Origin of the sequence: Brevundimonas huaxiensis (genome assembly GCF_014218725.1) — a bacterium.
Taxonomy (GTDB): domain Bacteria; phylum Pseudomonadota; class Alphaproteobacteria; order Caulobacterales; family Caulobacteraceae; genus Brevundimonas; species Brevundimonas huaxiensis.
In genome coordinates, this window is sequence record NZ_JABBJE010000005.1 from 13,926 (window position 1) to 31,187 (window position 17,262).

Annotated in this window: 16 protein-coding genes; 7 read left to right on the forward strand and 9 right to left on the reverse strand. The window is 67.8% G+C overall.

Annotated elements, in window-relative coordinates; translation table 11 throughout:
- Window positions 1-127 precede the first annotated feature (127 nt).
- The 4 genes from HF680_RS10820 to HF680_RS10835 all read right to left on the reverse strand — a co-directional run bounded on the left by HF680_RS10820 (window position 128) and on the right by HF680_RS10835 (window position 4,180).
- Window positions 128-451, reverse strand: a complete 324-nt coding sequence (locus HF680_RS10820) for a YnfA family protein (RefSeq protein ID WP_045809459.1) — start codon at window positions 449-451, stop codon at window positions 128-130.
- Window positions 448-1,239, reverse strand: coding sequence for an RNA methyltransferase (locus HF680_RS10825; protein ID WP_045809460.1), 792 nt, complete (start codon window positions 1,237-1,239; stop codon window positions 448-450). Before HF680_RS10825 ends, HF680_RS10820 begins: the two co-directional genes overlap by 4 nt.
- A gap of 5 nt (window positions 1,240-1,244) precedes the next feature.
- A complete protein-coding gene (locus HF680_RS10830) occupies window positions 1,245-2,264 on the reverse strand; it encodes a phospholipase C/P1 nuclease family protein (RefSeq protein WP_045809461.1) in 1,020 nt (339 codons plus the stop codon).
- A 62-nt stretch (window positions 2,265-2,326) separates the two neighbouring features.
- Window positions 2,327-4,180 (reverse strand): monovalent cation:proton antiporter-2 (CPA2) family protein, encoded by a 1,854-nt coding sequence (locus HF680_RS10835; RefSeq protein ID WP_185225064.1) that lies wholly within the window; start codon window positions 4,178-4,180, stop codon window positions 2,327-2,329.
- Window positions 4,181-4,803: 623 nt separating this feature from the next.
- On the opposite strand from HF680_RS10835, the gene HF680_RS10840 reads away from it, so the two are divergent.
- The 4 genes from HF680_RS10840 (at window position 4,804) to HF680_RS10855 (ending at window position 9,849) form a co-directional block, all read left to right on the forward strand.
- Window positions 4,804-6,258: a vWA domain-containing protein gene (locus HF680_RS10840; protein ID WP_235968946.1), complete on the forward strand. Its 1,455-nt coding sequence runs from the start codon at window positions 4,804-4,806 to the stop codon at window positions 6,256-6,258.
- Between the two features lie 61 nt (window positions 6,259-6,319).
- Window positions 6,320-6,727 carry a CBS domain-containing protein gene (locus HF680_RS10845; protein ID WP_039244248.1) on the forward strand — a complete coding sequence of 136 codons (408 nt, stop codon included), beginning with the start codon at window positions 6,320-6,322 and terminating at the stop codon, window positions 6,725-6,727.
- Between the two features lie 77 nt (window positions 6,728-6,804).
- On the forward strand, window positions 6,805-7,374 hold the full coding sequence (locus HF680_RS10850; protein WP_185225066.1) for a hypothetical protein: 570 nt from the start codon (window positions 6,805-6,807) through the stop codon (window positions 7,372-7,374).
- 90 nt (window positions 7,375-7,464) lie between these two features.
- Entirely contained in the window at window positions 7,465-9,849 is a 2,385-nt protein-coding gene (locus HF680_RS10855; protein ID WP_185225067.1) for a PAS domain-containing sensor histidine kinase, read from the forward strand.
- A 590-nt stretch (window positions 9,850-10,439) separates the two neighbouring features.
- Here HF680_RS10855 and HF680_RS10860 read toward each other — a convergent pair.
- The 5 genes from HF680_RS10860 to HF680_RS10880 form a co-directional block, all read right to left on the reverse strand.
- Window positions 10,440-11,636: an acetyl-CoA C-acyltransferase gene (locus tag HF680_RS10860; RefSeq protein ID WP_045811911.1), complete on the reverse strand. Its 1,197-nt coding sequence runs from the start codon at window positions 11,634-11,636 to the stop codon at window positions 10,440-10,442.
- Between the two features lie 47 nt (window positions 11,637-11,683).
- Entirely contained in the window at window positions 11,684-12,655 is a 972-nt protein-coding gene (locus HF680_RS10865; protein ID WP_185225068.1) for a flavin reductase family protein, read from the reverse strand.
- Window positions 12,656-12,735: 80 nt separating this feature from the next.
- On the reverse strand, window positions 12,736-13,362 hold the full coding sequence (locus HF680_RS10870; protein WP_185225069.1) for a DUF1190 domain-containing protein: 627 nt from the start codon (window positions 13,360-13,362) through the stop codon (window positions 12,736-12,738).
- 4 nt (window positions 13,363-13,366) lie between these two features.
- Entirely contained in the window at window positions 13,367-13,780 is a 414-nt protein-coding gene (locus HF680_RS10875; RefSeq protein WP_185225070.1) for a DUF350 domain-containing protein, read from the reverse strand.
- Between the two features lie 24 nt (window positions 13,781-13,804).
- Window positions 13,805-14,452: a YjfK family protein gene (locus HF680_RS10880; RefSeq protein WP_185225071.1), complete on the reverse strand. Its 648-nt coding sequence runs from the start codon at window positions 14,450-14,452 to the stop codon at window positions 13,805-13,807.
- Between the two features lie 138 nt (window positions 14,453-14,590).
- Between HF680_RS10880 and HF680_RS10885 the strand changes: the two genes are divergently transcribed.
- From HF680_RS10885 to HF680_RS10895, 3 genes are read left to right on the forward strand one after another with little or no spacing between them, the layout of a single operon-like run.
- Entirely contained in the window at window positions 14,591-15,271 is a 681-nt protein-coding gene (locus tag HF680_RS10885; protein ID WP_185225072.1) for a YjfI family protein, read from the forward strand.
- A gap of 16 nt (window positions 15,272-15,287) precedes the next feature.
- Window positions 15,288-16,028 carry a PspA/IM30 family protein gene (locus tag HF680_RS10890; RefSeq protein WP_185225073.1) on the forward strand — a complete coding sequence of 247 codons (741 nt, stop codon included), beginning with the start codon at window positions 15,288-15,290 and terminating at the stop codon, window positions 16,026-16,028.
- Window positions 16,029-16,031: 3 nt separating this feature from the next.
- Window positions 16,032-17,198 (forward strand): glutathionylspermidine synthase family protein, encoded by a 1,167-nt coding sequence (locus HF680_RS10895; RefSeq protein ID WP_185225074.1) that lies wholly within the window; start codon window positions 16,032-16,034, stop codon window positions 17,196-17,198.
- Window positions 17,199-17,262: the final 64 nt, after the last annotated feature.

Consider the following 17,262-nt stretch of genomic DNA (forward strand, 5'->3'; position numbering starts at 1 on the left):
CAGGTTATCGACGGGCGTCGGACCGGATTCGCAAACCAAACTCGGCGCGCCGGCCTGGCCGCACGGGGCGACCTGATGGCTGGGGCCAGAATAGAGGATCAGGCAGGCCAAGCCAAGCCGAAGCAGGCTAGCCGCGCGGGCCGAATAGGATGAGCCCGGCGCCGACCAGACAAACGAGGCCGCCCAGGATGTCCCAGCGATCCGGCGGGGTCTTTTCGACCAGCGCCATCCAGATCAGGGAGGCGCAGATATAGACGCCGCCGTAGGCCGCAAAGGCGCGGCCCGCCGCGTCGCTGGGAACCAGGGTCAGGAGCCAGGCGAAGGCGATCAGGCAGGCGACGCCGGGCGCCAGCCACAGGGGTGAACGATCCAACTTCAGCCAGGCCCAGAAGGCGAAACAGCCGCCGATCTCCGCCAGGGCCGCCAGCGGATAGATCAGCAGGGTTTTCACTCCGGCTTAGCAGCGTCGGCCTTGGCCGCGCGTTCGGCCGCCATCTTGGCCAGGACTCGGCCGCGGCCGCGCGACAGGGCGTGGATGGCGCCGCGCATGGTGGCGACCTCTTGCTCCGAGAAGGCGGCGCGGCCCAGCATGACGCGCAGGTTCTGGCTCATCGAGCGCTTCTTCTCAGGCGGATAGAAGAAGCCGCCGTTTTCCAGCTCTTCCTCAAGGTGCTCGTACATGCCGATCAGAAGCTCCTTCGACGCCGGCGGTTCGCTGTCGCGGAACCGCGGCGGCGGGGCGTCCAGGATCAGGGTGCGCCACTCATAGGCGTTGATCGCCACGGCCTGGGCCAGGTTCAGCGAGTGGTGCTTCGGGTCGATCGGGATGGTGACGATGCCGGCGCACAGGGCGATGTCGGTCGTCTCCAGCCCGGCGCGCTCGCCGCCGAACAAGAGGCCCGTCTTCAGGCCCGAGGCGGTGTCGTCATACAGGACGCGGCTGGCCTCGCGCGGGGTGCGCACGGGCTGGCGCGTCTCGCGCGGGCGGGCGGTGGTGGCGAAGACGGTGTTCAGGTCGGCGATGGCCTCGGCGACGCTGTCGAACACCCGCACCCCGTCCAGCACCCAGTCCGCGCCCGAGGCCGTGGCCCAGGCGCGCTCCTGGGGCCAGCCGTCGCGGGGGCTGACCAGACGCAGGTCCGACAGGCCGAAGTTGGCCATCACCCGCGCCACGGCGCCGATGTTCTCGGCCATCTGCGACTTGTCGAGGATGACGGCGGGAGGTGTCAGCTCGGACAACGCAATCAGTCCTCGCCCACCATGGCGATCCAGGGATCGGCGGTTCCGGCCTCGACCTCGGCGACCTTGACGGCGGGCCAGCCGATGGAGGCGCTACCCGAGGCGGTCCAGGCGGAGACGATGAAGTCGCGCAGTTCGCCGGCGCCCGCCGCCAGACGTTCGTTGACGAAGGCCGCGCCGCGCGGGTCTGCGTCACGGAAGCCGCCGGCCTTTTCAAGGCGATAGAAGGGGATCACGGTGCCGAGCGTCGTGGTCAGATAGGAGACGGTGCGCGCCTTGACGTCGAACCCGTCCAGTTTGGCGGCCGGCATGGCGGCCTCGACGGCGTCCAGACGGGCGACGCGGTTGGTGAACTCACCCTCGAACACGGCGTGGGTTTGGCGCGAGTTGGTGAAGCCTTCCGGGTTCGGGAAGTCGCCCCATCCGTTGTAGTGGATGCTGGTGTGATGCGGTTGCGAGCCGTCGCCGACGTAGTGGCCCATGACGCCGATGTCGCGCAGGATCAGGGCCTCGCGGCGGAGGCGGTCGGCGCGGTACCAAGCCTGACGCTCCATATTGGTCTCACGCTTTTCGGCGGCGTTCAGCACGCGCCAATAGGCGAAGTCGCGGCCCAGCTGCTGCCAGGCGTCCATCATGGCGTAGGGCAGATAGCCGGCGTCATCGACGTCCAGACCGGCCTTGGTCAGGGCGGCGTCATATTCGGACTTCAGGCGCGGCAGGTCGTTGAGGCTCATGCCGCGCTGGTCGTAGACGCGACCCTGGTCGTCAAGGTCGACGAAGTGGGCGGTGTCGCGCTCGCGATCGTGCGGCTGGCCGGCGCCCTTCCAGCGGTCGGGCTCGCGCGCCAGTTCGCCCACATCGGCGATGGCGGCCGGGGTGCGCAGGAAGGCCGGCAGTTCGTCCGGCAGGGCCCGCATCGCGGCCACGCCGATCAGGCGGTGGCCGGTGTTGCCCCAGGCGGTGACGGTGACAGCCGGCGCGGCGACCGCGACGAGGGCCAAGGCGGCGATGGCGAGACGTTTCATGAGGCGACCTCGGAAAGACGGGAAGGCCTCGCTCTAGCGCATCGTCGCCGCCGCCTCCACCGCTAGGTGTCGGCGGTTTCGCGCGGCGACGGCGGGCCCGCCTCGTCCTCGTTCAGGAGGCGGCCTTCGCGACGGGGCTTGATGTAGGGAGCGGGCTGGGGCGTCGGCATATTGTCGCGCATCAGCTGGCGGCCGGCCTTGAGCCCGCCGGTCAGCTGCAGGTCCAGGCGGGCCTCGTCGCGACGGCGCACGTCGCCGATGGTCTCGGCCGCCTCATGCTCGTCCAGGCCCAGTTCGACCAGGGCGCGCTCGCCGAACTTGAGCGCCGACTCGAAGGTCTCGCGGATCTGGTAGTCCACGCCGGCCTGGATCAGGCGCATCGAATGCCCTCGGTCGAAGGCGCGGGCCATGATCCGGGTGGTCGGGAACTCCGACTTGACCAGTTCGACAATGCGATCGGCGGCCTCGGGCTTGTCCACGCAGACCAGAACCATCTCGGCCTCCTCCGCGCCCGACGCGCGCAGGGTGTGCAGCTGGGTGCCGTCGCCGTAGTAGACCTTGAACCCGAACTGGGAGGCGGCCTGGATCATCTCCACGTCGTTCTCGATGATCGACACGTCCACGTCGCGGGCCAGCAGGGGTTGGGACACGACCTGGGCGAAACGGCCGAAGCCGATGATCAGCACCTGGCCGCGCAGGTCCTTGGCGAAATCGACGCCCTCGGCGCTTTCGGCGTCCTGGACCGGCTTGGGCGACAGCCGCGCGATCAGCAGCGAGGTCAGGGGCGTCAGGGCCATCGACAGGATGACCACCGCCGACATCATCGCGCCGATGCGGGCGTCGAACAGGCCGGCGGCGACGGCGGCGCCGTACAGGACGAAGGCGAACTCGCCGCCTTGTGCGAAGAGGCCCGCACGCTCCACCGCCTCATGGTGCGACGCCTTGAACAGGCGCGCGACGGCGTAGATGCCGACACCCTTGACCAGCATGAAGGCCACGACCCCGCCCAGCACCAGACGCCAGTCGGCGACCACGACCGACACGTCCAGCGACATGCCGACGCTCAGGAAGAACAGGCCCAGCAGGATGGCGCGGAACGGCTCGACGTCGGCCTCCAGCTGATGACGGAAGGTGGATTCCGACAATAGGACCCCGGCCAGGAAGGCGCCCATGGCCATGGACAGGCCGCCCAGGGACATGGCCCAGGCGGCGCCGACCACGACCAGCAGGGCCGCCGCCGTCATCACCTCGCGGCCGCCGTACTGGGCCAGCAGGCGGAAGACCGGATTGACCAGATATTTGCCGGCCAGCAGCACACCGCCGACCGCCGCGACCGCGAAGCCGACGGTCTGCCACAGGGGCGGCGCCTGTTCGTTCGCCACGCCCAGCACCGAGGCCAGGACGGCGACGATGGCCAGGAGCGGCACGATGGCCAGGTCTTCGAGCAACAGGATGGAGACCGCCCGCTGGCCGGGCCCGCCCGCGATCTCGCCGCGCTCCTCCAGCATCTGCATGATGACGGCGGTGGACGACAGGACAAAGCCGATGGCGCCGACGAAGGCGACAGGCGCGGAGAAGCCGGCCAGCATCGCCGTCAGGGTCAAGATCAGGCCGCAGAACAGCACCTGGGCCGCGCCGAGGCCGAAGATTTCCTTCCTCAGTCCCCACAGACGTTTGGGCCGCATCTCCAGCCCGATGATGAACAGGAAGATGACCACGCCGAACTCGGCGACGTGCAAGATGGTCTCGGGCTCGCGAAACAGCTTCAGGCCGAAGGGACCGATGGCCAGGCCCGCCGCCAGATAGCCCAGCACCGACCCCAGGCCGATGCGCTTGAACACCGGCACGGCGAGCACGCCCGCGGCCAGCAGAGCGGCCGCCGCGCCCAGATCCAGTCCCGTCGTCGCCTCAGCCATCGCATCCCCCAAGCTTGGCTTCTATTGTGGAGGTCTTGGTCTGCGATTGCGAGAGGACACGAAAGACACGCTGAAAGATCATCGTGCGTCGAGGGGGTTCTATCGCCACAGTTTCGCCCCAGGACGACCCGTGACTGGCGACAAGACAACAACCGGAGGAAGCCATGTCACGTGTCATCAGGATCGCGGCCATTTCGCTGCTGAGCGTTTCTTTTGCAGCGCCTCCAGTGGCGCTGCCGTCCGTCGCACTTGCCAAGCCGCTGGATGGCGAACCGACGCCTGCGGCCTGTGGTCCGCTGGGTTTCGACCTGGGCCAGCCCGCTCCGGTCGCTGCGCCTCCGGTGCGGCGTGTGGCGCCGCCTCCCGTGAACATCACGCCAAGCCGTAAGGAAGATCGCGTCGAATATACCGGCCCGCCCGTCAATATACCGGGCCCGCCACCCCCGCCCGCGCCACCCGCGCCCGCGCCGCCTCCGCCGCCTCCGCCTCCTCCGCCTCCTCCGCCTCCTCCGCCTCCTCCGCCTCCTCCGCCTCCGCCTGTGCCGTCATCGATGGCGCCGCAAGATATTGTCGTCACAGGCTCCCGGATCACGCGATCACCGGGCGCCCCGACGTCGCCCGGCATGATGACGCCGCCTCCCGCCGAGACCGAACGCTATCCGGATGCAACGCCCAATCCGGTGAAGCGGACCAGCGATCAGCCGGTCTCGACCTTCTCGATCGACGTCGACACGGCGTCCTATTCGAACGTGAAGCGCTTCATCGACGAGGGTCGTGCGCCGCCCAAGGATGCGGTGCGGGTCGAGGAACTGATCAACGCCTTCGACTATGACTACGCCCGGCCGACCAGCCAGAGCCGGCCCTTCGCCATCACGACGGCGGTCGCGGCCTCGCCCTGGGCTGACGGGCGTCAGATCGTGCACATCGGCCTGCAAGGTTACGAACTGCCGGCGGGCGAGCAGCGGCCGCTGAACCTGACCTTCCTGGTCGATGTCTCCGGCTCGATGCGATCGCCGGACAAGCTGGACCTGGCCAAGAAGGCGATGAACCTGGCCATTGACCGGCTGCGACCGCAGGACACTCTGGCCGTCACCTATTACGCGGAAGGCGCCGGCACGACCCTGCAGCCGACCAAGGGCGACGAAAAGCTGAAGATGCGATGCGCGGTCGCCAGCCTGAAGGCCTCGGGCGGCACGGCCGGGGCGACCGGCATGACCAACGCCTATGACCAGGCCCTGGCGAACTTCGCCCGCGACAAGGTCAACCGCATCCTGATGTTCACCGACGGCGACTTCAACGTCGGGGTGACCGACAACAAGCGGCTGGAGGACTATGTCGCCGAAAAGCGCGGGACCGGGATATACCTGTCGGTCTACGGCTTCGGGCGCGGCAACTATCAGGACGAACGGATGCAGACCATCGCCCAGGCGGGCAATGGGGTCGCGGCCTATGTCGGGGACCTGAGGGATGCGCGCCGCCTGTTCGGTCCGGCGTTCGACAAGGGCGCCTTCCCCATCGCCGACGACGTCAAGATCCAGGTCGAGTTCAATCCCGCCCGCGTCGCCGAATGGCGGCTGATCGGCTATGAGACCCGGCTGCTGAACGAGGAAGACTTCAACAACGATCAGGTCGATGCGGGCGAGGTCGGATCCGGCGCCAGCGTCACGGCCCTGTATGAAATCACCCCCGTCGGCGGCCCGACGCAGATCCCCGATCGGCGCTATCCCGACAACCGTATCGGGGTCGGCGGCGGCGATCCGAACGGCGAGATCGGCTTCATCCAGGTGCGCTACAAACAGCCGGGCCAGAGCCGATCGGACCTGATCCAGCAGCCGCTGACCAACCGCGCGGGCGGGCCGGTCAGCGCCCAGCCGCCCGAAGCCACGCGCTGGGCCATCGCCGTCGCCGGTTTCGGTCAGAAGCTGCGGGGCGATCCGTGGATGACGGCCGACTATGGCTGGGACCGGATCATCGATCAGGCGCAAGGGGCCAGGGGCGACGACCCCTATGGCGACCGGGCCGAGTTCGTTCAGCTGGTGCGGGCGGCCCAGGGCCTTCCCCCGATGCGGACACCCTGACCGGAACCGCCACGCTCGCGGCGGGTTTTCCAGCGCAACGTTTCAACCAAGGAAACCCGCCATGAAGATCCGCGACGTGATGACCAGGGACGTGCACCTGGCCCGCCCCGCCGACACCATCCAGGACGTGGCCAGCCGTATGGCCAAGGGCGGCTTCGGCTTCGTGCCCGTGGCGGACGGCGATCAGCTGATCGGCACGATCACGGACCGCGACATCGTGGTGCGCGCCCTGGCGACGGGCGCCGCCTCGAGCGCCTCTGTGGTGGAGTTCATCACCCGCGATCCGCAGACGGTGCTGGACACCGACGACCTGAAGGTCGTGCTGGACCTGATGGGCGCCAAGCAGATCCGCCGCGCCCCGGTCGTGGACAAGCATGGCCGCGTGGTCGGCGTCGTGTCGCTGGGCGACCTGTCGACGCGCGTGAAAGAGAAATACGCCGGCGAGACGCTGGAAAGCATCTCGCGTTAAGACCTGCGTAACCGCGCCCCGACACCGGGCGTCAAGGATCGTCGTTCATGCTGTTCCTTCGAATATCGGAGGATGGCATGGCGCGCGCACAGTTCCAGAAGGGTCAGAAGGTCTGGGTCGAGTGCGTCGGCGCCTGGGCCTTTATCGAACAGGTCCAGCCCGTCTGGGCCAAGGGGTTCGAAGAGCCCGTACGCGTCACCTATGACGTCGGTCTGGGGCGCGAGTTCACCGCCAACGAACTGTTGCTGGCGACCGACGATCCGGCCTCGGATCAGGGCTTGGGCGAGTGGCGGCTGCTGCGCGCGCGCAACAAGTGGCAACTGCCCGAGGATTGCCTGCATCACCCCCACCCCGGCACCTATCCGGTCGTCGTGACCGATCGGGCGGACTGGGGCGGTTGGCGTGTGCCGGGCGCCGAATACGACCGTGACCCCCAGCACATCGAGTTTCAGGCTCGGCTGATCGCCGCCGCGCCCCAACTGATGCGCCTGGCCCAGGATCTGGTGGATCTGGTCGCCGAGACGCCCGACGATGCGCCGCCGGCCGTCCTGACGCTGGCCCGACAGGCGCGCGATACGCTGCACGGGGTGACGCGTGTGCTGGAGCCGGCACCCGACCGCCTGTTGTCGCCGGTCGCCGCCGCTTAAAAAGCCGTTAAAAGCGCGCGCCGAGCCTCGACACGAATCCGCGACGCAGCCTAGATTCCGGCAACGAAGTGTTTGTCGGAGGGTCGGGGCTTGCGGGACGAGGAGCGGCGGGAACATCGGTCGGGGCGTCGCGCCTCCGACCGCGCCGCCGGCGCGCCCGCCTGGTTGCGGATCGCCGTCCTTGTTCTGGCGCTGATCGCGGCCGCCTATGCCCTGATGGCGTCGCGGGAGTTCAGCCGGCCGACCCGCGAAATCAGCCGCCTGGAAGCCGAAAACCTGAAGCTGAACGCCGAGCTGGTCGCCAGCCAGACCGCCGTGCTGATTCAGTCGGCCGAAGCGGGCCTGACCGCGGGTCGCACCGCCATCGCCGCCAAACGCGCCCCCATAGAGGTCATCGAAGCCGCGCAGGCGGCTGCGCCCCAGGTCGCCTTCACCCTGGTCGGTCCCGGCGAGACGGTGCAGGCCGCCAAGGGCGAAGGATCGGTCGTCGCCGGCCAGACCAATGCCGACGGTCTGAGGCTGGAGGCGCGGATCGCCCCTGTCCTGCCGGAAGGCGCCGAGACGCGGATCGTGTCGGCGGGCGGCGTGGTGCTGGCCTCCGCGCGCGCCGCCGAGATCGGCCAACCCATCCGCACCCTGATCGGCGTCGATCCTTCCGCCCTGGTCGACCAGGCCGAACCGCGCGCCGTGACGCTGGGGGGCCAGCCTGGCCTCGCGGCGGCCGCTCAGGCCCGCACGGGCGGCCCCTATGTGGTCGCGATCTCGCAAGGGACGACCGCCTCTTTCTTCGACGACGCCTGGGTGGTGCTCGCGCCGCTGCTGCTGGGGGTCGGGGTCGTGGTCCTGTTCGTCCTCTATGGCCTGCGCCAGACGCGCCAGCACCGCGAACGGGTGGCGACCGAAAAGCGGTTCCGCATCGCCGTCGAAGCCGCGCGGTGCGGGGTGTGGGAATGGGATCTGGCCAAGGGCGAGGTGTCGCTGTCGGACTATATGGCTGCCCTGCTGGGCTTTTCGCGCGGCGGGGTCACCGACGCCGAGGATGTGATCGGCCGCGTCCATCCGCGCTTTCAGGAAGATTTCCGCCACGCCCTGCGCCAGGCGGCGGCCTACGGCGCCTTTGAGATCACCTTCCCGGTGGCGGGACTGGACGGGCGGGCGCGGTGGATCGACGCGCGGGGCCAGGCGCGCGGGGAGCGCGGGGACACGGGCTTTTCCGCCATCCTGGGCGTGGCGTTGGACATCACCGAGGCGCGCCGCGCCCGCGCCGCCGCCCAAGCCGCCGAAAGCCGGCTGCGCGACGGGGTGGAGAGCATCTCCGAGGCCTTCGTCCTGTTTGATCGTCAGGGCCGGCTGATCCTGTGGAACCAGGCGTTCGAGGACGCCTTCAACTTCGATCACGGCGTGGTGCGGCGCGGCGCCATGAAGGACGAGCTGAACCGGATCGCCGGTCTGGCCATCAAGGCCGAGCATCGCCCGGCCAGCGGTCGTGCGGGTCTGCGCGAGGTCGAGCTGAACGACGGGCGCTGGCTGCAACTTTCAGAGCGGTTCACCTCCGAAGGCGGCTCGGTCGTCACCGCCGCCGACATCACCGCCATCAAACGCCAGGAGGCCGAGCGCCGCCGCGCCGCCGACGATCTGCGGGCCACCGTCGATCAGCTGGAATCCAGCCAGGAGAAGCTGTCGCTTCTGGCGCGCAAATACGAGGTGGCCATGACCCGGGCCGAGGCCGCCAACCAGGCCAAGTCCGAGTTCCTGGCCAATATGAGCCACGAGCTGCGCACGCCGTTGAACGCCATCAACGGCTTCTCGGAGATCATGGCCAGCGAGTTGTTCGGGCCGCTGAACGAGAAATACAAGGGCTACGCCGGCGACATCCTGAAGTCGGGCCAGCATCTGCTGAGCCTGATCAACGACGTCTTGGACATGGCCAAGATCGAGGCCGGCAAGATGACCCTGCACTATGAGCCCGTGTCCTTGCGCGAGGTGTGCGAGGACGCCGTGCGGCTGATGCGCGGCAAGGTGCAGGAGGCGGGCCTGAAGATCGCGGTCGAGGCCGGCGACCTGCCCGACATCGAGGCCGATCAACGCGGCGTCAAACAGGTGATGCTGAACCTGATCTCCAACGCCGTGAAGTTCACGCCCGAGGGCGGCTCCATCATCGTGTCGCTGAAACCCTTCGTGGGCGCGCAGGGCGAGGACCGCGTCCGCGTCGCCTGCGCCGACACCGGCATCGGCATTGCGCCCGAAGACCTGGTGCGCCTAGCCCGCCCGTTCGAACAGGTCGAGGGCCAGCATTCCAAAACGACGCAAGGCACGGGCCTGGGCCTGGCCCTGACCAAATCCCTGATCGAAATGCACGGCGGCCAACTGAGCATGGAAAGCCAGCCGGGCGTCGGAACGGTCGTCAGCTTCGACCTGCCGGTCAAACGCCCCGACCAGACGGTGCAGCCTATCCGGGCGGCGTTCGCGGCTTAGAGTCTTGCGATAACTTCGGCTGCCGATGACGATGTCGCATTTCGACGTAGGGCGCTATTCCAACGCGGTGTTTTGCAGCCCCTCCACAATGATCTAGCGTTGTGCAAGAATGACCTGGGGCAGTCCTTCGACCGCCCTATGAATGCACGAGGACAAAGATGATCGTTGCTGCCTTTTTGATGGCGAGCCTTCTCGGGCAGAATGCTGCTCCCCCGATCATCACTCCCTCGGACCCTGACGCCGCTGAAGCCGTCGCAGCATTTATGGGGTTAGGAAGATACTCTGGGACGTGTGTCGCCCATCTTCCCGCTGGCGCCAAGGCGCGCGTGGACACTCTCACTTCAGATCAGGCGCCGTCGGGCGTCCAGGCGTGGCTAATCTCCAGCTTCAAGCAAGGGTATGCGGAAGGTCTTGCGGACCCTAACCGCTCCAACCGGACGGCTTCTGAATGTCGAGACATGGAACGGGCGGCAAACTCCAGGATGCAAGCCGTCGCAGAACGGCTAAACGGCCGCCGTTAAGGATGCGTTACAGTCTCGGTGCACACCTTAGGAAGACGCTACCGTCATAGGCCGAAACTGCGGCCCGCCCTAAATCAACTCCACGCCCATCGCAGTGGCTTCGCCGCCGCCGATGCACAGGGCGGCCATGCCGCGGGTTTTGCCGTGGGCTTTCAGGGCGGACAGGAGGGTGGTCAGGACGCGGGCGCCGGAAGCCCCAAGCGGGTGGCCCAGGGCGCAGGCGCCGCCGTTGACGTTGATCTTGTCGTGGGGGATGCCGAGTTCCTGCATGGCGATCATCGGCACGATGGCGAAGGCCTCGTTGACCTCCCACAGATCGACGTCGTCGGCGCTCCAGCCGGCCTTCTTCAGCGCCTTTTGCAGGGCGAAGACCGGGGCGGTGGTGAACAGGTGCGGTTCGTGGGCGTGGGCGGCCTGGCTGACCACGCGGGCGACCGGCGTCAGGCCCAAGGCCTGGGCCGTCGATTGGCGCATCATGACCAGAGCGGCGGCGCCGTCCGAAATCGAGGCGGCGGAGGCCGCGGTGATCGTGCCGTCCTTGCCGAAGGCGGGCTTCAGATTGGGGATCTTGGACGGGTCGGACCGGGTCGGCTGTTCGTCGCGGTCGACGGTGACGGGGCCTTTGCGGGTCTTGACCTCGACCGAGGCGATCTCGGCGTCGAAGGCGCCTGTCTCCTGGGCGCGCTTGGCCCGGCCCGCGCTCTCGATGGCGTAGGCGTCCTGCTGCTCGCGGGTGAACTGATAGGCCTTGGCCGTGTCCTCGGCGAACTGCCCCATCAGCTTGCCGGGGGTGTAGGCGTCCTCCAGCCCGTCCAGATACATGCTGTCGGAAATGACGTCGTGACCGATGCGTGCGCCGCCCCGGTGCTTTTGCATCAGATACGGGGCGTTGGTCATGGACTCCATGCCGCCCGCCACGATCACATCGACCGAACCGGCGGCCAGGGCATCGTGCGCCATCATGGCCGCCTGCATGCCCGAACCGCACATCTTGTTGATGGTGGTCGCCTCGGTGGAGGTGGGCAGGCCCGCGCCCATGCCCGCCTGACGCGCCGGCGCCTGGCCCAGGCCCGCAGGCAGGACGCAGCCCATGATGATCTGCTCGACCTTTTGCGGATCGAGACCCGCGCGGTCCAGGGCCGCCTTCACCGCGACGGCGCCCAGGTCGGTGGACTTGGCGTCGGACAGCGCGCCCTGGAAACCGCCCATCGGGGTGCGGGCGTAGGAGACGATGACGACGGGATCGGCGGATGGGGTCGCGGACATGGGGACGGCTTCCTCTATTTCGGGCGAGAGATAGCGATCCCGGCCGGTCAGGAAAAGTGCAGCCGCCGATACTTGCCCCGGAAATAGAGCAGCGGATCGCGGCGCGGCTCGAACCGGGCGCGCCTGACACGACCGATGATGACCAGATGATCGCCGGCCTCGACGATCTGTTCGGTTCCGCATTCGAAACTGGCCAGGGCGCCCGACAGGATGGGCGCGCCGGTGTCCCACGTCTCCCACGCCACGTCCTGGAACCGGTCGGCGTGAGACCGGGCGAAGACGCCGGAGGTCGGCTGCTGGCCGATATGCAGGACGTTGATGGCGAAATGTTCGGCCTGGCGAAAACGGTCGACGTTGGTGGACGAACGGGCCAGGCAGAACAGGATCAGCGGCGGATCCAGCGACACCGAGGAGAAGGAGTTGGCGGTCAGGCCGACGGGCTGCCCGGCCTCGTCAAGGGTCGTGACCACCGTGACCCCGGTGGCGAAACAGCCCAGGGCGTCGCGCAGGGTGCGGGGGTCAGAGCCGGCCTGATAATACAGGGCGGCGCGCGGGGCGTGGCGTTCAAGGAAGCCCAGAAGAGCGGCGTTCTCGGCCTCGACCGCGTCCGGCGCTTCGGCGCGCGCGATCGTCTGGATCGGGACGCCGGCCAGCTGCGCCTCAGGCTCGGGCGAGACGGCCCCCTGCCCTTCGGCGACGACCACCAGACAGCTAGCCAGGGCCGGGCCGGTGACGGAAAGCGCAGGGATGACGGCCGGCAGCGTCGTTTCGGAACAGACGATGGCCGGGCGAGAGGCAAGCTCGGTCAGCAGTTTGCGCAAGGCGGCCGAGCCGTCGTCCGCCGCGTCGAAGTCGGCGCTCAGAATGACGTGGCGGCCGGCCTCGACAAGCGCGCGCACCGACCGGCGCCAGTCTCCGGACAGACGCTCGGGCGCGCCGATCAGCAGGACGACGGGATCCTCGGGGTCGCCCCAGTTTTCGACGTCCAGGCCTCCATTCGGGGGCGGCGATGCGGTCATGAGGCGGGGCGGTCCGGTCTGTCGTGAAGCGTGAGGCGATCCCTATTAGGGGAAGACCGGCGCCCGGCGCCAGAACTGTATCAGCCGCCGTAGCCCCGGCCGCCGCCGCCGAAGCCGCCGCGCGAGACGACGGTGGTTCGGCTCTGCACCCGCGTCGGGGCCTGACGGGCGACGTCGCCGTGCTCGCGCGCATTGGTCAGGGTCTTGCCGGTGCGATAGTCGCGGTAGGCGTAGCCGCCGCCGTAGCCGTTCGACAGCCGTCCCTCGCGGTCGCGATACAGCGGTCCGCCGCCACGATAGCCGCCGCCGTTCAGCAGCTGGCCGACGATGAAGCCGGTCAGCAGCGGGCTGAAGAAGGAGCCGCCGTTGTTGTTCGGCTGGCACTGCGACGGTCCCCACTGGCCCTCGCACTCCTCGCGGGTGGCGTAGCGCGGCGCGGTCTTGGCGGCCTCTTGCTGAGCCTTGGCCAGGGCCGCGTCGCACTCGTTGTCGGGAATGTCGTTGGCGGCCTTGCACTCGTCCAGCGACTGATAGGCCAGGGTCGGTTCGGGCTCGGGCGCCGGGACGCGCTGGGGCGAGCCGCAGGCGGCCAGCGAGAAGCTGGCGGTCGCCATCAGGCTGCTGACGTGCAGGACGCGCGAGCGCTTCAGCCGGCGCATGGTGTCTGTCTTGGCCAGGTTCTGGGGCAGGTCTTTGGGGTCGGTCATGGGTTCACGACGTCATGCAGGCGGCGTTGAGCAGGCCGACGCAGATGGAGATGGAGGCCAGATAGACGGCCGCGGCGATCTCGCCCGCCTCGATGCGGACGACCAGGTTACGGAAGGCCGTGCGGCTGATGGTGACGAAGACGACGATCTGGATCACGCCGGCCAGCAGCGCCCAGGCCGCGAACTCCATCAGACTGACGGTGTGCGACAGGGCCGAAGCCAGAGGCAGGACATAGCCGATCAGGGCGCCCCCGAGCGCGATGGCGGCGGCCGTGTTGCCTTCCCGGATCAGCGTATGTTCGTGATACGGGGTGACCCATTGATAGATCAGCTTGAAGGCCAGGGTGAAGGCGCCCGCCATGGCGAAGGCGATCAGGAAGGCGATCGCCCCCTGCTGAAAAATGAACCAGTCGAACATCGGTCTTGCCCCCTCGGATTGCGCTCAGGCGCGGAACTCGGCCATTTCCAGTGGAATGCCGATCATGATTTCGTGCGTCGTGTCGCCGCCCTCGGGCTGCTGCTCAAGCGCCAGCATCAGCTCGCGCCCGCCACCCAACTCGCGCGCATACAACATGCAGGTCTGGAAGATTTTCGCATAGGGCGTGGTCGCGGCGCGGTCGTCCCAGATCGTCTCCCACAGGGTGACGGGCGGCTGGATGGCGTCGCTCTCGGCGAACCAGAAGCGGGGATAGTCGGGCAGTTCTTCGGCCGCGCCGTGAAAGACCGGCGCCGACAGGCGGTCGCGCCAGATGCGGCGTTCGCGCTCGCCCGGCGGATAGGCCGAGGTCCAGGGCACAAACAGGCTGAAGTCGTAGGATTCCAGGCCCGCCTCATCATCGCTCATGGCCTGAAGCATCACGTGGTCGTCGGTGTAGAAGCGATGGACGAACTGGCCGCTGTCCAGGCTGACCAACCCCTGCGCCGATATGTCCAGCACGTCGCGATCCAGGGTGAACTGCGTCTCGTCGCCCAGCCGGCGCCAGGCCAGCGGGTCCAGCGACACGGTGCGGCCCACGGTGATGTTGCGCACCGTCGCCAACCGATTGGCAGGCGCGGCCTTCTCCGACGATCCGAAAAGCTTCTTGAACATGGGCGACTATCTAGGCCCGATGCGCGCCGACGGCGAGCGAACAGAAGCGATGCGACCGAATGAGGCGGTTCATGGCGCGACATTCCGTCCGATCTTGCGTCAAGTCAAGCGTTCATGTTACGCGTTTCATGTAACGATATGCCGAACGACGCATCGCCCTCTTCCACCGCTAACGACCGCATCCGTGCGTGGCGACAGGCGCGTCGTGAGGCCGGTCTGGTCAAGCTGGAGCTTTGGGTGCCGGCCGCAGCCCGCGACGACGTCAAGGCGGCCGTTCGCGCCATCGTCACCGATTCAACACGCGGGCCGCAGCTTGCCCCACGCCCGCGCCGCCCCACTTCCGATTCCATCACCCCTGGAGACGACCATCAAATGGACGCCGTGATCGAGACCCCCTGGACCGTGCCCGCCATCAAGGCGGCGCTGGACGAATCCACTTTGCTGCGTGACGGCGAAATGACCCTGCGCGTGGTCGAGGGCGCCGAGCCGGTGCTGCTGGCGACCATGCACGAATACGGCGACCTGCCGGTCTATCTGAGCGTCGGCGGGGCGCAGATCGTCTGTTCGGTCCTGCTGTGGCCCGTCGCCGAGCAAAAGGATCGCCACGCCTTCAACGAGTTCCTGCTGAAGGCCCAGCGCGTGGTGCCCCTGTCCAACTTCGCCATCACCAATGTCGGTGGCGAAGACGTGTATGAGTTGATGGGCGAACTCTCTTGCAAGACGACGCTGCAGACCATCCTGATCGAACTGCGCACCCTGGCCGAGAATGCGATCGACGCCACCGAACTGCGTGAAACCTTCGGCGCCGACGCCGCCTGATCCCGGAAGACCGACCATGTCCATGCTCAGAAAACTGTCCGCCCTGTTCCGCGGCACGGCCCACGATGCGGCCCAGGGCGTCGTCGACGCCAATGCGCTGAAGATCCTCGACCAGGAAATCCGCGACGCCGACAACGCCCAAGGCAAGGCCCGCGATGACCTGGCCGGCCTGGTGGCGCGCCGCCGCATGGCCGAAAACGAACTTGCATCGTTCAGGGACCAGATCGCCAAATACGAAAGCTCGGCCCGCACCGCCCTGGGTCAGGGCAAGACCGATCTGGCGCGCGAGGTCGCCGGCCGCATCGCCGAGCTGGAGGTCGAGATCACCAGCCGCGGCCCGCTGATCGAGGACATGAAGACGGCCGAGACGCGCCTGCGCGCGGCCATCGCCTCGACCGATCAGAAGATCGAGACGCTTCGTCGCGAGATCGACATCGTCAAGGTCAACGATTCCGTCCAGAAGGCCCAGACGTCGGTCGCCCTGAACTCGGCCGGCGCCCAGTCGCGCATCGGCTCGGCGGCGGACAGCCTGCAACGCATCAAGCAGCGCCAGGCGATCCAGGAAGAGAAGCTGAACGCCAGCCAGGCGCTGGAGGACCGCCGCACCGGCGCGGACCTGGACGCCAAGCTGCGCGAGGCCGGCATCCTGCCCGGTCACTCCTCGGCCGACGACGTCCTGGCCCGCCTGAGCCAGCCGGAGGTGACGGTGGTCACGCCGCGCATCGGGCAGTCCACGCCTGACAAGGACCCGGCCTGATCCATGGAGCGTCTGCGCCTCGATCCCCGCACCGACTGGGACGCCAAGGCCGAGGAACTTGGCTTCACCTGGCGCCACACCGACGGCAAACCCTATTGGGACGAGACGGCGGCCTATGCCTTTTCGCTGGCCGAGATCGAGGACGGGATCGAGGCGCCGACCGAGGAACTGCACGGCCTGTGCCTGGAGCTTGTGAACGAGGCCGTTCAGTCCGAGCGGCTGATGGAACAGCTCGATATTCCCGAGACCATGCGGGACTATGTGGCCGACAGCTGGAAGCGGGGCGATCCGTCGCTGTATGGCCGGTTCGACTTCGCCTATGACGGGACGGGGCCGGCGAAACTGTACGAATACAACGCCGACACCCCGACCAGCATTTATGAGACGGCGGTGTTCCAGTGGCTGTGGCTGGAGGACCAGATCAAGGCCGGCGCCCTGCCCGCCGATGCGGATCAGTTCAACAGCCTGCATGAGAAGCTGGTCGATCGGTTCCGCGCCATCTTTCCGAACGGCGGCTTCGTGCATTTCACCTCGGACGCCGATTTCGTCGAGGACCGCCAGACGGTGCGCTTCCTGGAAGACCTGGCCCAGCAGGCCGGACTGGAGCCTCAGTTCGTCGCTATCGACCAGATCGGGCTGAACGCCGACGGCCGGTTCGTCGATCACGAGAACTGGATCATCCAGGCGATGTTCAAGCTCTACCCGTGGGAGCAGATGCTGCGCGACGACTACGCCGCGCCGCTGCCGACGGCGGACGTGACCGTGCTGGAACCGGCGTGGAAGAGCATCCTGTCCAACAAGGCCATCCTGCCGCTGTTGTGGGAGCGGCATGCGGGCCACCCCAATCTGCTGGAAAGCTATTTCGAGGGCGATCCGGCCGAGGCGGCGCTGGGCTCATCCTATGTGCGCAAGCCGTTGTTCTCGCGCGAAGGCGACAATGTCGAACTGATCGACCAGGGCGTAAGCGCCGCAGAGGTGGTGGACGGCGGCTATGGCGCAGGGCGTCACGTCCGGCAGGCGCTGTGCGATCCGCCCCTGTTCGACGGCAACCATGTGATCGTCGGGTCTTGGGTGGTGGGAACGGAACCAGCGGGCATCAGCCTGCGGGAGGATACGGGCCGCATCACCCGGAACACCTCGCGCTTCGTGCCGCACTTCATCCGCGACTGAGGCCCAGGCAGGCAACCAAGCCGGACGACCGCCGTTTTGTCGGCTGACATCAACCGACAAGAAG

Bases quoted from the DNA above. Each gene is read 5' to 3' on its own strand.
- HF680_RS10830 (WP_045809461.1), bottom strand. From the start codon at position 2,264: ATGAAACGTCTCGCCATCGCCGCCTTGGCCCTCGTCGCGGTCGCCGCG.
- HF680_RS10835 (WP_185225064.1), bottom strand. From the start codon at position 4,180: ATGGCTGAGGCGACGACGGGACTGGATCTGGGCGCGGCGGCCGCTCTG.
- HF680_RS10840 (WP_235968946.1), top strand. From the start codon at position 4,804: ATGATGACGCCGCCTCCCGCCGAGACCGAACGCTATCCGGATGCAACG.
- HF680_RS10845 (WP_039244248.1), top strand. From the start codon at position 6,320: ATGAAGATCCGCGACGTGATGACCAGGGACGTGCACCTGGCCCGCCCC.
- HF680_RS10850 (WP_185225066.1), top strand. From the start codon at position 6,805: ATGGCGCGCGCACAGTTCCAGAAGGGTCAGAAGGTCTGGGTCGAGTGC.
- HF680_RS10860 (WP_045811911.1), bottom strand. From the start codon at position 11,636: ATGTCCGCGACCCCATCCGCCGATCCCGTCGTCATCGTCTCCTACGCC.
- HF680_RS10865 (WP_185225068.1), bottom strand. From the start codon at position 12,655: ATGACCGCATCGCCGCCCCCGAATGGAGGCCTGGACGTCGAAAACTGG.
- HF680_RS10870 (WP_185225069.1), bottom strand. From the start codon at position 13,362: ATGACCGACCCCAAAGACCTGCCCCAGAACCTGGCCAAGACAGACACC.
- HF680_RS10875 (WP_185225070.1), bottom strand. From the start codon at position 13,780: ATGTTCGACTGGTTCATTTTTCAGCAGGGGGCGATCGCCTTCCTGATC.
- HF680_RS10880 (WP_185225071.1), bottom strand. From the start codon at position 14,452: ATGTTCAAGAAGCTTTTCGGATCGTCGGAGAAGGCCGCGCCTGCCAAT.
- HF680_RS10885 (WP_185225072.1), top strand. From the start codon at position 14,591: ATGCCGAACGACGCATCGCCCTCTTCCACCGCTAACGACCGCATCCGT.
- HF680_RS10890 (WP_185225073.1), top strand. From the start codon at position 15,288: ATGTCCATGCTCAGAAAACTGTCCGCCCTGTTCCGCGGCACGGCCCAC.
- HF680_RS10895 (WP_185225074.1), top strand. From the start codon at position 16,032: ATGGAGCGTCTGCGCCTCGATCCCCGCACCGACTGGGACGCCAAGGCC.